Here is a 13,090-nt window from a genome sequence, read left to right as displayed (position 1 = left end):
CAGCGGCCGTGGTGGCCGGGCTGGCGGTCACGTTGTTCAGCATCTCCACCGTCGTGGCGCAGCCGCGCGGGCTGCTGCCCGCCGACGCGCCTGTGGTGGCAGCACCTGTCGACCCCACCGGCATGACAGCGCTGCAGGCGCGGCTGGAGCGGGTGCCCGGCGACTGGACGACGTGGAACGCACTGGGCGACGCCTACCTCCGTCAGAGCATCGCCACCGCTGACCCCGGCTACTACAGCCGCGCCGAAGGCGCGTTCGCCCGCTCGCTGGAGCTGCGGCCGGAGGACAACGACGGAGCCCTCACCGGCCAGGGCGCGCTGGCGGGATCGCGGCACGACTTCGGCACCGCGTTGTCGCTGGCGCAGCGCGCCCTGGACATCAACCCGTACAGCGCGGCCGCTCTGGGCGTGCAGGTGGACGCGTTGGTGGAGCTGGGGCAGTACGAGGAGGCGGAGCGTGCGCTGCAGCGCATGCTCGACGTCAAGCCCTCGACCGCCAGCCTTGCTCGCGCGTCCTACTACCGCGAGCTGCACGGCGACATCTCCGGTGCACGTCTGGCCCTGGAGGATGCGCTGGCCTTCGCCTCGGTGGAATCCGACAAAATGTTCGCCCTGCAGTACCTGGGCGAGCTTGCCTTCGCCCACGGCGACCCCACCGCCGCCGTGCAGCACTACGACGCCGGGCTGCGCCTGCGTCCCGACGATCCCGCGTTGCTGGCGGCGCGGGCAGAGGCGCGAGCGGCCCTCGGGCAGGTGGCGGGCGCGCTGGAGGACTACGAGAACAGCGTGGCCCGGCTCCCGGATCCCGGTCATCTCGCCGAGTACGCCACGCTGCTGGCGGCGGCGGGGCGGGCGGAGGAGGCGCAGCAGCAGCAGCAGCTCGTGCGGACCGTCTACCGGCTGCTGCAAGAGGGCGGCTCGGCGGTGGACCTGGAGCTGGCGTACTACGAAGCCGGCCTGGGCAACGGCGACGCAGCCGTGGCCGCGGCGCAGCGGGAGTACGACCGTCGCGCCACCGTCCACACCGAGGACGCGCTGGCCTACGCACTGCACGTCGCCGGTCGCGACGAGGAAGCGCTGCCGCATGCCCTCGCCGCGGAGCGACTCAGCAGCCAGAACGGCGCCTTCGCCTACCACCGCGGTCTCATCGAGGCGGCGCTGGGGATGCCCGAGGCGCGGGCCACGCTGCAACGCGCCGTGGACATCAACCCGTATTCCACGGACGGCGTGGCGGCTGCGGCTGCGCTCGCAGCGCTCTGAGCGCGAGCGCAGCGTGACCGGACCAGTACGAGGTCACCGTCGATCCAGGCGGCCGGCCGTGATGCTCGGACGAGCTGCCGCCGTCGTCGCCACGGGGGCGGTGCTGCTGCTCGCCGTCCCGGCGTCGCCTGCCTCCGCGCATCCGCTCGGCAACTTCACCGTCAATCACGCCGACCATCTGCTGTTCACTCCCGAGGCTGTCCTGCTGACCGCGGTGGTCGACCGCGCGGAGATCCCGACAGCCCAGACGCTGCAGCAGATCGCGCCGGACGGCACCCCCGACGCCGGCCAGCTCGCTTCGGCCGCGGCCGATCAGTGCACGGACCTCGCCGGCGACCTGCGGCTGACCGTCGACGGCGCACCGGTCGCGTGGACGATCCAGGCGACCGGCCTGGACACGGTGCCCGGAGCGGCGAACCTCCCGACGCTGCGGCTGACCTGCGACCTGCGCGCGGAGGCCGACCTGAGCGCCCCGGCCACGGTCGCCTTCACCGACGACCACCTCGACGGGCCGGTCGGGTGGCGAGAGATCACCGCCGACGGCGACGGCGTCCGTCTGGTTGACAGTCCGGTGCCGGCGGAGAGCCCGACCGATCAGCTGCGCAGCTACCCCGAGGACCTGCTCTCCTCGCCGGTCGACGTCCGCTCCTTCGAGGCGGCCACCGAGCCGGGTGAGAACACCGGTGACGGCGGGACGGTCGCACCTCGGTCAAGCGATCCATTCGCATCGGCGATGGCCGCCCTCGACCGCCGGCTGCAGGAGATGATCGGCGATGGCGACCTGACGCCGCTGGTCGGCGGGCTGGCCCTCGCCCTCGCCGTCCTCCTCGGCTGCGGGCACGCCCTGCTCCCCGGGCACGGCAAGACAGTCATGGCCGCGTACCTGGCCGGCCGCGCCGGCCGACCGCGCGACGCGGTGACCGTCGGCGCCACGGTCACCGTCACGCACACCGTCGGGGTACTGCTGCTGGGCGCTGCCCTGTCTCTGTCGAGCGCACTGGCCGGTGATCAGGTGCTGCGCTGGCTCGGTGTGGTGAGCGGACTCCTGGTGGCCGTGATCGGTGGTTTCATGCTGCGCGGAGCCCTGCGGAGCCGGACCGACGGCGCCGCGTCGGCCGACCGTCTGCCCGAGCCGGCGCTGGCGGCCGGCGTTCCGGCGCTCTCGGGCGTCAGCCGCGGGCCATCGGCCGTGGTCCATGACCCACCTACTCTCGACGGTCACGGTCATAAGCACGACCACGGGCACGACCACGGGCACGACCACGACCACGGGCACGACCACGACCACGACCACGGGCACGACCACGACCACGACCACGGGCACGACCACGACCACGGGCACGACCACGACCACGACCACGACCACGACCACGACCACGACCACGGGCACGACCACGACCACGACCACGACCACGACCACGGGCATGACCACGAGCACGAACACGGCCATGGCCGCGGCGCCTGGTGGTCCGGCGTCCACCAGCATGGCCCGGGCGGCCACACCCATGGACCCGGCCGCGGTGGACTGGTCGGCATGGGAATCGCCGGCGGTCTCGTGCCGAGCCCGTCGGCACTGATCGTGCTGCTCGCCTCGATCGGGCTCGGACGCACGGTCTTCGGCGTCCTGCTGGTCATCGCCTACGGGCTCGGCATGGCTGCGACTCTCACCGCTGTCGGCCTGGCACTGGTCGGGTTGCGCGCGCGGCTCGACCACCGGCTGGCCACGAGGCGGGCCCCCGGTTGGCTGCGCGGGGTGGCCCGCACCGCACCGGTGGTCACCGCCTCCTTCGTGCTCCTCGTCGGCCTGGGGCTGATGGCGCGAGGAGTAGTCCTCGGCGCCTGACCCACACCACCCCGGCCCTCGAGACCTGTACTTGCTACTCACGTGGATCGTCCCCGGCCGCACGACGACGACATCGCACTCCTCGCCGTCCGCTGCCACCCCGAGGACGGCCAGTCGGCGGGATGACCTCTGGTCGTTGTGCCGCATGAACACGTCGGCACAAGCTCAAGCTCGTCAGGCGTTGTCAGGCCAGGTATCACCGACGTCAGCGTGTAGCGGCCGCCTGGGCTGCCGACGGTGCCGATGGGTCCTCGATGGCTTACAGTGCAGCCTCGGTCGCCATGCCGAGAACGACGTATCCGACCAAGCCGCGAACATGGCTTTCATCGGGTAGGCGCCCGGTGGACCGGCCCGGCGCAAAGCGGCGCGGTCGCTCATCATTGATTGACGACCAACAGGAATCCGTATAGCGCGGCGCTGCTCGTGCGCAGCCACGGCCACCGGCGCCGTTGGACGCGTACACCGGGGCCGGGCCCGCTTCTCCCGGAAGAGGTCGCGTCGATATATCCCCCCGGTGACGACGACGACGTCCATCACCAGGGCACCGACCGCACGGCCGCCGCTCCCTGCGCCCGTGCTGCGGGTTCCCGGTTCCGGATTCCGGCAGACAACGCTCGCGAAGACCGTCGCAGCCGAGATGGGGCTCTCTCATCTGAACCGCGACGAGCCTTTTGACGGCCTTCACTCGCTCCGCCCGCCGGCGGCGCTCCAGCTGTACTGACCAAGACCGAAGCTGCCGCAGTCGCCGAGCGGGTCGGCCGGCCGCACGTCCGGATCTGCGTCGACCTGTGCCACCTCACCGTCGAGTTCGAGGACCCGGTCGCGGCGATCGCCGCGCTGCACGAACGCGGTGCGGTGATCGCAAAGGTCCAGGTGTCGAGCGCGCTCCGGGCGGATGACCCTGCGGACCCCGCTGCCCGGGCCGCGCTCGCGGCCTTCGACGAGGTCCGGTTCCTGCACCAGACCCGCGCCGGCGGGGACGGTGGCGTGCGGGAGCGCGCGGACGACCTGGAGGAGGCGCTGGCCGGGCCGTGTCCGCCGACGGTCAGTGGCGGGTTCGGACGGTCCTGCCGCCCGAGCGGCGACCGGACGACGACGCCTCGCTGATCACCGCGCTCGCCGAAGAGGTGGCCTAACGTGGCAGACCGGCTGTACGGACTCGGCTGGACGAGGTGGGAGGAACGACTCGCCGCCCGTTGGTGGCGCTCGACGTGGTGGGGTTGACGCCACGGCTGCTGGAGCACATGCCCGCGGTACGCGCTGTGGCCGACGACGGGTTCGCCGCCGAGCTCGGCACGGTGCTACCCGCGGTCACCTGCAGCGCCCAGACGACGATGCTGACCGGAACGCTGATCCGCGACCACGGCATCGTCGGCAACGGCTGGTACTTCCGCGACCTCGGCGAGGTGCTTCTGTGGCGGCAGCACGACTCGGCTGTCCGAGCCGAATGGATGTGGGGCACCGCGCGCCGCCTCGACCCGAGCTCCGGACGGCGAACCTGTTCGGGTGGTACCCCATGGGAGCGCGCGCGAGGTGACGGCGACCCCGCGGCCCGTTTACCACGCCGACGGGCGGAAGAATCCGGATTTCTGCGTGCGGCCCGAGGACCTGCACGACCAGCTGGGTCCGAGCGCCGCGCAACCCCTCACGCTTCAAACGCCTTACGGTTGTGTTACGCGTCACAGTGGCCGGTTTCCTGGCGTGGGCCGACGGGCAGGCGCCGACCCGGCCGTGAAACCAGGGCCGGTGTCGACGAGGGTCGTCTCTGACCAGCGACGGTCCATGGAAGCAGGAGACCTATGTCTCACATGGCCAGGAGAACAACGACGAGCAAGTTCAGCGCCGCAGTGGCGCTCGGGCTGCTCGGTACGGCGGGCGCCGTGGGCGCCCCCGGTGTGGCGGCCGCCGACGAGTCCGGTCCGCCGTCGGGTGGAGGCGGGCAGCAGGCCGCGGCCGGCGCGTTCGACCTGCCCGAGGGGTATCGGATCGAGCAGGTCGTCGGCGGGCTGCAGTTGCCCACCTCGGTCACCTGGGACGGCGAGGGGCGGATGTACGTGGCCGAGGCCGGCAGCGGGCTCTTCCCCGAACAGCTCGGGCCCGTCCGGATCCTCGAGGTCGCGGACGGGCAGGCCACGCCGGTCGTCGAGCTCGACGAGGCGATCGAGCCGGCGCTGGTCGGCCTCAAGTGGCACGAGGGCGCCTTCTACTTCACCCACCGAGCCGAGGATCTCACCGGGGCGGTGTCGCGGGCCACGCTGGATGGTGAGGTGGAGCTGCTGTTCAAGGGGATCCTCGACAGCCAGGCTGAGCACCAGATCAACGACATCGACGTGGGTCCGGACGGCCGGATGTACGTGTCGGTGGGGCCGGCCGGCAACGCCGGCGTGATGGGTCCCTCGGTCGCTCCCTGGGTCATGCGCAGCCCGGGTGTGCACACCACGCCGTGTGAGGACATCGTGCTGACCGGGCACAACTTCCAGACCCCGAACTTCCTGACCGAGGATCCCGACGACATGGTGCTCACCGGGGCCTACGTGCCGTTCGGCACTCCGACCGAGCCCGGGCAGGTGATCGAGGGCGTGGAGAAGTGCGGCGGGTCGATCCTGACCTTCGAGCCGGACAACGCCGAGGAGACGATCGAGACCCACGCCTGGGGTTTCCGCAATCTGCTCGGCCTCACCTGGAGCGAGGACGGGGAGATGTTCGCCGCCGAGAACGGCTACGACATCCGCGGGTCCCGCCCGGTGCAGGGCGAGATCGACGCCACCCTGCGGATCGAGCCCGACCGCTGGTACGGGATCCCCGAGTTCTCCGCCAGCCGTGAACCGCTGACGGATCCGAAGTTCGAGCCACCGGACCAGTTCCAGGTGCCGGTGTTCCTCGGCACCGATGAGGAGCTGGGCAAGATCCTCGGATCGGTCATCGATGTCGAGGCCAGTGGCCTGACCCCGCCCGACCCTGAGTGGGTTCTTGGACGGCACGAGTTCAACTCGTCCCCGTCGATGATCGACATCGCACCGGAGGGCTGGGGGGAGTTCGGCGGGCAGATGTTCGTCGCCGAGTGGGGCGACCTGGCTCCGCCGACCAATCCGCTGCGGGAGGGGAACATCGGACGTCAGGTGGTGGCGGTCGACACCGAGACGGGTGAGATCACGCCGTTCGTGAAGGGTGACCCCCTCGCCCGTCCGTTCGACGTGCAGTTCGGCCCGGACGGCGCGATGTACATCGTCGACTACGGCATCGTGAACATCGACATGGCGCTCAAGCCGCCGTACGCCTACCAGCCGGGCACCGGTGGCATCTGGAAGGTGACCCGGATGCCGGTGGGCGGCGTCGACGCCGGCGGCGGCAGCACCGCCGGTGTGGAATCGATGGGCCTGTTCCTCCTCGGCAGCACGGCTCTGGCCGGTGCCGCCGTCGCGGGCACCGTGGCCATCCGCCGCCGTCACGCCGAGGCTGGCTGACCTCGGGCACGAGGACGGGCCTGAGAGGCATCCCCGCGGCCGCTGGCGCATTCTCGCGCCAGCGGCCGCGGGCCTCTTGCCGCCGGTGCCGGCTGGCCGAGGCCCGCTGGGCGATTGACCGCGGCTACCGCGCACTGGAAACCGAGCCCAACCCTGTCCCGGGCGATACCTCGACCTGCCGGCATCTCGCCGTGACGACGTTCCCTGGAAATGGGGCTCCCGATCGGCCCGGGTCAGTGCGATCGAGGTCGATGGTGAAGGGATCGGACGCTCTCGCGGCGGGCTGACCCGCACGGCACATCGGCGCGCAACCTGGGGACGCGGCCTGGTACTACCCCGAGCCCAGCGCCGCCGCGGCACAGATCAAGGAACGGGTCGCGTTCTGGCGCAGCGCCCGAGTCGAGTGACCGGAGGCCGGCCGTAGCGAGTGGCAGGTCTTCTGCGACGGAGCACCTGCCCACTCCGCCTCTACCAGTTCGGGGTGCTACGCCGCGTGCCCTGATTGTCCTTGCCCTTCCTCCACGCCGATGCCGTCGACGCCTCGGGCGAGGCCTACCAGCAGTTGAAGGCACCGGATGCCGCGATCGGGTTGCTCAGTGCCGGGGTCACGCTGGTGCTGGCCGGGATGGGCGACCCGAACCGCGCCCGGACGATGCCGTGGGTGCCACTGGCGTTGGCCGCTAAGACCGCCGCGGATGCCGGCGGCGGCCTCTACCTGTTCGCCGAGCAGGTGACCAAGCACCGCAAGGTCTGCTCCTGGTGCACCGTGGCGGCGGTGGCTCAGGTGGCCACTCTCCCGCTGGCCCTGCCCGAGGCGCGCGCCGCCCTCCGTCGCCTGCGGAGCCGGTCGTGAACGGGCTGGGCGGGCACCTGCCGAGGACCTCCTGGACGGCGAGCGCCCCTCCGAGCGGCCGACTTCCCGTGGGTCACCTCGCACGTCTTCCGCAAGACGGTCGCGACCCGGCTCGACGACGCCGGCCTGTCCGCTCGGCAGATCGCCGACCACCTCGGTCGCAGCCGGCCCAGCCTCACCCAGGACGTCTACCTGGGGCGTGGCCACGTCAGCCCTGAGGCGGCCGCGGCGCTCCACCGTTTCCGATAGCGGCCTCCCGACTCTTGCCGAAGCGCCACCTGAGGACCGGTCAGATGTTCAGCAGCGGTTGGCGGCATCTCGACCCGGCTCGCGAGAGAGACCTCATCCGCCGTTCCTCGCGCCTCGGCAGTCCGGTGTGCCAGAGAAACGGTCCAGCGCCGACAAGCGACTCTCGTCATGCCCCCGCGCACGTGCACCGAAGCTCGACCGGTACCCGCGAAAGCAACCGCATGTTGGTCGTTCTTCGGACACCTTGTTCGTCGGGGCACTACATCCATGCACCTGACCTGCGGCTTTGCTCCCCCGACTGGACTTGAACCAGTAACCCTGCGATTTGATCTTGAGGCGCTTGCTCACGTTGGCCCGCGTTGAATAAGCAGTTCAGGGGCGGTTTGGAGCGTCGGCTGCGACGGTTACGCGCGGCTGGTTGCGGGAGTATTGGGTGCCTAAAGAGTGCCTGTCGCGGGTCCCCGCCCTAGCGACGATCTCCGCCCCCTTCCTCCAGCGACGGCCGAAGCGGCCGTTCGCGGGCTGGCTGGCAGAGCGGCCGCCGAGTGCGATCTGGCCGTGCAATCAGTCCCGGCGGCGGCCGAGGGGCATCGCGCCCGTCTCGGTGAGCTCGCGGGCGACGTCAGCCAGCTTCCGGTTCACCTCCTGGGACGCACGTGAAAGCACTCCGAAGGCCTGATCGGCGGTCAGCTTGTACCGCTCCATCAGGATGCCCTTGGCCTGCCCGATGACGTCGCGGGTGCTCATGCCCGAGCGCAGGTTCGACTCGTGCTCGGCGCCGGCGAGCGCAACTGCGGCGTGACTGGCGAACATCTGACCGATGTCCTGGCACTCGTCGTCGAAGGCGCCAGGATTGCTCGCGTAGATGTTCAGGGCGCCGAGTTGGTCACCGGCGACGAACAACTGGAAGCACATCATGCTGCCGGCGCCCAGACCTGGCGCCTCCCTGGCGAACTCCGGCCAGCGGTCATCAGCGCCGACGTCGTCGACCCGGACGACTTCGGACTCCCAGACCGCGTCCAGGCACGGTCCCTGCTGGAGTTGGTCCTGGAGGGCGTCGACCTGCTTGGGCAGGCCGCTGGTCCAAGCGCGCGGCTCGACCTTCGCGCGGCCGATCACGTACGTGATGCCGCACTCTTCGGCGTTCGGCACGGTCGCAACCGCCCCGGCAGTAATCGACTGCAGCGTGCCCTCGACGTCGCCGTGCTCCTCCTGCAGCTGACGAGCGACGCGGCTCATCACATCGCCCAGACCCGGCGTCGGCGACTGATCGCTGTGGTCTCGAATCGCCGTCATGCCCAGACGCTACCGCCGTCGCCGCGCCGAACCGCCGACGTTCCCCGCGCCCCGGGGACAGCGGCACAGCGAGTTCGAAAGTCGCAGGTCAGCCGAACAACGCCCCAACTGCACCGCCTCGATAGCACCGTGCCCTGGTGCCTGCCGGAATCCACCCATCGCTTTGACTCCACCCTTCTTCGGGGGCGCCCCTGCAGCGGGCAGCGCGTGGACAAAGCGACTTTCGTCGGCGCGACAGCCCAGAGCGGGCGTCGGCGCTCCACCCGCGGCCAACACGGCCGAACGCCGCGATTCACCTCGACGGGACACATCTGGTCGAGCGCCCCCGCATCCCATTCCTCGGCGGGTGTCACCAAACGGCTTCGAATAGCGCCTTCTCCCGATAAGAGGTCCTCACCCACGGGAGCGCCATGTGCAGTTGGCCGGGACGACCGGCAGCGGCAGCCGTTGCGCCGCTGCAGACTTTCGTCGACAGCTACGGCGGCGACACCCACCGGCTGCTCACCGACGTGGCCGACGTCATCGGCGCCAGCATCGCCTACGTCGACCGGCCCACCGTCGAAGCCCACCTCGAGCGACCTCTGTCCGACCGAGAGTGGGCCGCCACCGCCCAGCAGTTCACGGCCATGGCCTTCGACGATCATGTCGGAGATGCCGGCAGCCTCCGCACCGACTGGATGGAAGACGTCCTGGCCAGGGCCGGCGTACCCAGTCGTGGCCACACCGGTCAGCCGGTCGCCGAATCCCCATTGGGTGGGGCATGAGCGCCACCCGGACCTGCCCGGCCTGCGGCTACAGCGGCACGTACGCAAGCGACGCCCTCGCCGACGTCCACCACGCGCGCCATTCCTGTGCGAAACACCGGGAGACCTCCGAGCGAGCACGTCGCCGTGTCCAGCGCGCTCAGGGTCGGGTGACGCGGGACTGCACTCATCCGCGTGCTCGGCATGTGCACGGAACCCGCGTCGCCTATGTGAAGGACCGCTGTCGGTGCACCGACTGCACTGCCGCCAACACTGCGGCAGGCCGTGCCGTGCACCGCGCGCAGACCTTCGGCCGGTGGCGGCCGTTCGTAGACGCAGCGCCGGTGCGCGAGCACATCCGCGCACTACGCGCCGCCGGCATCGGCGTCGAGCAGATCGCATCGCTTGCGGGCATCTCCACCAGCCACGTCCGCGAGCTGGCCGGCCCCGGGCGCAACGGCAACCCAGTCATCCGGCGGGTCCGGCCCGAGACCGCCCACCATGTCTTGCGCATTCGGATCGACCAGGCCAACCGGGCGCCGCGCAGTCACGTCGTCGCCACGGGCACTCGTCGTCGGCTGCAGGCTCTGATCGCCGTCGGATGGCCTCACGACGAGCTGGCCGCCAGGCTCGGCCGAAGCTCGACGGGCCTACGACGCAGCATGCTCAGCGACTCCGTCACCGCGCAGACTGCGCAGGACGTCAGCGCCCTCTACGAACAGCTGTGGAACCTGCACCCATCGCAGTCCACCGGCGACCAGCGCGCCGCTGCCGACGCCGCCCGGGCCTTCGCCGCGGAACGTGGCTGGCTGCCACCTCTGGCCTGGGACGACATCGACACCGACCCAGACCCCCAACACCACGCTGAACGTGTAGAGACGGACGGCGACGTCGACGAGATCGCCATCGAGCGCGCCCTCGCCGGCGACGGCGTCCGCCTCGAGCACCTGACCCCCGCTGAGCAAGGCGAAGTCGTCCGGCGCCTCACCGAACAGGGCAGGTCCATCCGGGACATCGCCCAACAGCTCGCCACCACCAAACGCACGATCTCCCGCCGGCGTGCGTCCATCAACGCCGCATGACCGATGTCCGCACCGGGTCCTCTTGGGGCGGCGCTGGCACAGCTGTACGAAGCGTGCTCGCTTCCCAGCCCGGCGATGTGCTTGCGCCACGAGGTGATCCGTCAACCGGGATGCAGTCAGAGCGGCATCACCGGTCGTGCCTACTCGGCGTCGGTCGCGGCATCCGCTTAATAGAAGCCGGCTGGGTCGAGGAGCGAGAGCGGATAAACAGTTCCCCTTCCAATGCACTTCGATGAGCATCGCCCGCCGGCCGTCGAGGTCGACGCGGGACTAGAGGCCGAACGCGCCGCCCTCGACGAGGATGGCGATGCCCAGGCCGATGAGGACGATCGGGAACAGGATGTGCTCCCAGCGCTCCAGCACCTCGGCGATCGGCTTGCGGGTGGCGACGAAGCGCGCCGCGGCGACCAGCACGGCCACCAGGGCGAGGAACACGATCGAGTAGGCGACGATGCCGGCGGTGCCGACGGTGGCGAAGACCGGAACGTACACGCCGATGTTGTCCCCGCCGTTGGCGAAGGTGACCGCGGCGATGGTGAGCACGCTGAGTGTCTTGCCGCTGACCTTGCCCTCGTCGTCATCGTCGTCGTCATCGCTGCGCCACACCCGCCAGGCTGCGAGCAGGCCCAGGGCCAGCGGGATGAGCCCGAAGTACGGGATCGCCTCCTCGGGCAGGAAGGTACGCGCGCCCAGGGCGACGAGCACCGCCGCGGCCAGGATGGCGCCGAAGCCCAGGTACTGGCCGGCGAGGATCTTCGCGGTGGTGCCGCGCTGGCCGGCACCCCGGGCGTAGAACAGCGACAGCACGATGATGTCGTCGATGTTGGTGACCATGAACAGGCCGATGGCCTGCAGGGTCCACGTGAGAATGTCCATGACTGCCTTCTGGTCGTGCCGGGGGGGCGGGTTGAGGTCTGGGTGTCACCCGTTCGATCGGTCAGGGGCTGTCGGTCGCACCGTCCGACCAGGGCAGCCTCACCGAGGCCTGCGGCATCGCTTCCGAACGATGCTAGCACTCTCGGGCGTTATTCCACCCGGACGGCGCGCGCGATGGCGACTGCGACCGGGCCAGGCCGCCGCTTCGCTGGACAAGACCCCCTACGACTGTTATTCATCGGTCATCGACGATGCCGACGAGCCTAGGCGATGGAGTGGTCCGCATGCTCATGAACCGCGTGGAGACGATCCTCATGAACAGCGGTGCCCGGCGGGCGCTGCAGCGGTGGTACGAGGCCCCTGCTCTTCTGCGGCTGGGCGGGCAGCTGGCGCCGGGGGCGCGAGCCCTCGAGCTGGGCTGCGGCGCGGGCTACGGCACCGAGCTCATCCTCGAGCGGTTCGGCGCCGACCGCGTGGACGCAGTGGATCTCGATCCTGCGATGGTCGACCGGGCGCGGCGCCGGCTGGCCCGGCACGGCGAGCGAGTCCGGCTGGCAGTCGGGGACGTCACCGACCTGCGACGGGCGCTCGACGCAGCCGACGGCAGCTACGACGCGGTGTTCGACTTCGGCATCTTGCACCACGTGGATGACTGGCAGGCGGCAGTCGGCGACGTCGCGCGAGTGTTGCGACCCGGCGGCCGCTTCTACTTCGACGAGGTCACCGCCGATGCGCTGGCCACCCGGGGCTATCGGTGGCTCTTCGACCACCCCACCCAGAACCGGTTCACCGCTGCCGAGTTCGTCGCCGAGCTGGAGCGGCGTGGCCTCGCCGTCGGCCGACGATGGCGGACCCGGATCCGAGGTCACTACGTGCTCGGGGTGGCCGACCGGGTCGCGTGAGAAAGCCCCCGCGCGTCCCCCGGTCCCGCTACGTCAGACCGGCGCTGGTTGCCGCGCTCGACGCACAGCACCTAACATCGTCTGGTGTCGATGAAAGCGCAGCCGCAGGCGTCCCCCGACGCCTCTTCTGGCCTCGCGGTCAATGAGGCGCGGGCTCTGTCCCCGGCCGCCTCGCTGTTCCACAGCCTCTCCGATCCGGCTCGGCTGGCGATCCTGCGCCATCTCGCCGCAGGCGAGCACCGGGTCGTGGACCTCACGGCACATTTGGGCCTGGCTCAGTCGACCGTGTCCGCGCATCTCGCCTGCCTCCGCGACTGCGGCCTGGTGACGTCCCGGCCACAGGGCCGGGCGTCGATGTTTTCTCTTGCGACCGAACCGCACCTGATGGAGCTCCTCGGGGCAGCCGAGCGGCTCCTGGCCGAGACCGGCGACGCCGTCGACCTGTGTCCCACCTACGGCTCCGCCGCCCGGCGCCGGCCCCGAGTGGACTGACCATGCGGCCCGCCGGCGCGCCGATCCGGAC

The 13,090-nt window shown here is 70.7% G+C and carries 13 protein-coding genes; 10 read left to right on the top strand and 3 right to left on the bottom strand.

Annotation, left to right across the window (positions count from 1 at the left end; all coding sequences use genetic code 11):
* The first annotated feature begins 8 nt into the window (after positions 1–8).
* Both RM425_RS09445 and RM425_RS09440 read left to right on the top strand, forming a co-directional pair.
* Positions 9–1,259 carry a tetratricopeptide repeat protein gene (locus RM425_RS09445; RefSeq protein WP_311344942.1) on the top strand — a complete coding sequence of 417 codons (1,251 nt, stop codon included), beginning with the start codon at positions 9–11 and terminating at the stop codon, positions 1,257–1,259.
* Positions 1,260–1,317: 58 nt separating this feature from the next.
* A complete protein-coding gene (locus RM425_RS09440) occupies positions 1,318–3,102 on the top strand; it encodes a hypothetical protein (protein WP_311344941.1) in 1,785 nt (594 codons plus the stop codon).
* 681 nt (positions 3,103–3,783) lie between these two features.
* Here RM425_RS09440 and RM425_RS09435 read toward each other — a convergent pair.
* Complete coding sequence (locus tag RM425_RS09435) at positions 3,784–4,062, bottom strand: hypothetical protein (protein WP_311344940.1); 279 nt, start codon at positions 4,060–4,062, stop codon at positions 3,784–3,786.
* 212 nt (positions 4,063–4,274) lie between these two features.
* Between RM425_RS09435 and RM425_RS21655 the strand changes: the two genes are divergently transcribed.
* From RM425_RS21655 to RM425_RS09425, 4 genes are all read left to right on the top strand, one after another.
* On the top strand, positions 4,275–4,871 hold the full coding sequence (locus RM425_RS21655; protein WP_396137037.1) for an alkaline phosphatase family protein: 597 nt from the start codon (positions 4,275–4,277) through the stop codon (positions 4,869–4,871).
* A 39-nt stretch (positions 4,872–4,910) separates the two neighbouring features.
* Positions 4,911–6,566 (top strand): PQQ-dependent sugar dehydrogenase, encoded by a 1,656-nt coding sequence (locus RM425_RS09430; RefSeq protein WP_311344939.1) that lies wholly within the window; start codon positions 4,911–4,913, stop codon positions 6,564–6,566.
* Positions 6,567–6,865: 299 nt separating this feature from the next.
* Complete coding sequence (locus RM425_RS21650) at positions 6,866–6,973, top strand: DUF427 domain-containing protein (protein WP_396137039.1); 108 nt, start codon at positions 6,866–6,868, stop codon at positions 6,971–6,973.
* Positions 6,974–7,074: 101 nt separating this feature from the next.
* Positions 7,075–7,419: a vitamin K epoxide reductase family protein gene (locus RM425_RS09425; RefSeq protein ID WP_311344938.1), complete on the top strand. Its 345-nt coding sequence runs from the start codon at positions 7,075–7,077 to the stop codon at positions 7,417–7,419.
* An 813-nt stretch (positions 7,420–8,232) separates the two neighbouring features.
* Here the strand turns inward: RM425_RS09425 and RM425_RS09420 are convergent.
* A complete protein-coding gene (locus tag RM425_RS09420; RefSeq protein ID WP_311344937.1) occupies positions 8,233–8,964 on the bottom strand; it encodes a GAF and ANTAR domain-containing protein in 732 nt (243 codons plus the stop codon).
* 410 nt (positions 8,965–9,374) lie between these two features.
* On the opposite strand from RM425_RS09420, the gene RM425_RS09415 reads away from it, so the two are divergent.
* Together RM425_RS09415 and RM425_RS09410 are read left to right on the top strand one after the other, a co-directional pair.
* Positions 9,375–9,728 carry a hypothetical protein gene (locus RM425_RS09415; protein WP_311344936.1) on the top strand — a complete coding sequence of 118 codons (354 nt, stop codon included), beginning with the start codon at positions 9,375–9,377 and terminating at the stop codon, positions 9,726–9,728.
* Positions 9,729–10,051: 323 nt separating this feature from the next.
* On the top strand, positions 10,052–10,789 hold the full coding sequence (locus tag RM425_RS09410; protein ID WP_311344935.1) for a response regulator transcription factor: 738 nt from the start codon (positions 10,052–10,054) through the stop codon (positions 10,787–10,789).
* 270 nt (positions 10,790–11,059) lie between these two features.
* On the opposite strand, the gene RM425_RS09405 is transcribed toward RM425_RS09410, so the two are convergent.
* Entirely contained in the window at positions 11,060–11,665 is a 606-nt protein-coding gene (locus RM425_RS09405) for a cadmium resistance transporter (protein WP_311344934.1), read from the bottom strand.
* A gap of 284 nt (positions 11,666–11,949) precedes the next feature.
* Between RM425_RS09405 and RM425_RS09400 the strand changes: the two genes are divergently transcribed.
* Both RM425_RS09400 and RM425_RS09395 read left to right on the top strand, forming a co-directional pair.
* Positions 11,950–12,567: a class I SAM-dependent methyltransferase gene (locus RM425_RS09400; RefSeq protein WP_311344933.1), complete on the top strand. Its 618-nt coding sequence runs from the start codon at positions 11,950–11,952 to the stop codon at positions 12,565–12,567.
* Positions 12,568–12,657: 90 nt separating this feature from the next.
* Positions 12,658–13,059: an ArsR/SmtB family transcription factor gene (locus RM425_RS09395; protein WP_311345110.1), complete on the top strand. Its 402-nt coding sequence runs from the start codon at positions 12,658–12,660 to the stop codon at positions 13,057–13,059.
* Positions 13,060–13,090: the final 31 nt, after the last annotated feature.

The organism is Blastococcus goldschmidtiae, assembly GCF_031845325.1.
GTDB lineage: Bacteria > Actinomycetota > Actinomycetes > Mycobacteriales > Geodermatophilaceae > Blastococcus > Blastococcus goldschmidtiae.
Note: the sequence above shows the minus strand (reverse complement) of the source record. Positions and strands in the feature narration are given on the sequence as shown.

Coding starts and splice junctions, on each gene's coding strand:
- RM425_RS09405 (WP_311344934.1), bottom strand. CDS start 11,665: ATGGACATTCTCACGTGGACCCTGCAGGCCATCGGCCTGTTCATGGTC.
- RM425_RS09430 (WP_311344939.1), top strand. CDS start 4,911: ATGGCCAGGAGAACAACGACGAGCAAGTTCAGCGCCGCAGTGGCGCTC.
- RM425_RS09420 (WP_311344937.1), bottom strand. CDS start 8,964: ATGACGGCGATTCGAGACCACAGCGATCAGTCGCCGACGCCGGGTCTG.
- RM425_RS09415 (WP_311344936.1), top strand. CDS start 9,375: ATGTGCAGTTGGCCGGGACGACCGGCAGCGGCAGCCGTTGCGCCGCTG.
- RM425_RS09395 (WP_311345110.1), top strand. CDS start 12,658: ATGAAAGCGCAGCCGCAGGCGTCCCCCGACGCCTCTTCTGGCCTCGCG.
- RM425_RS09400 (WP_311344933.1), top strand. CDS start 11,950: ATGCTCATGAACCGCGTGGAGACGATCCTCATGAACAGCGGTGCCCGG.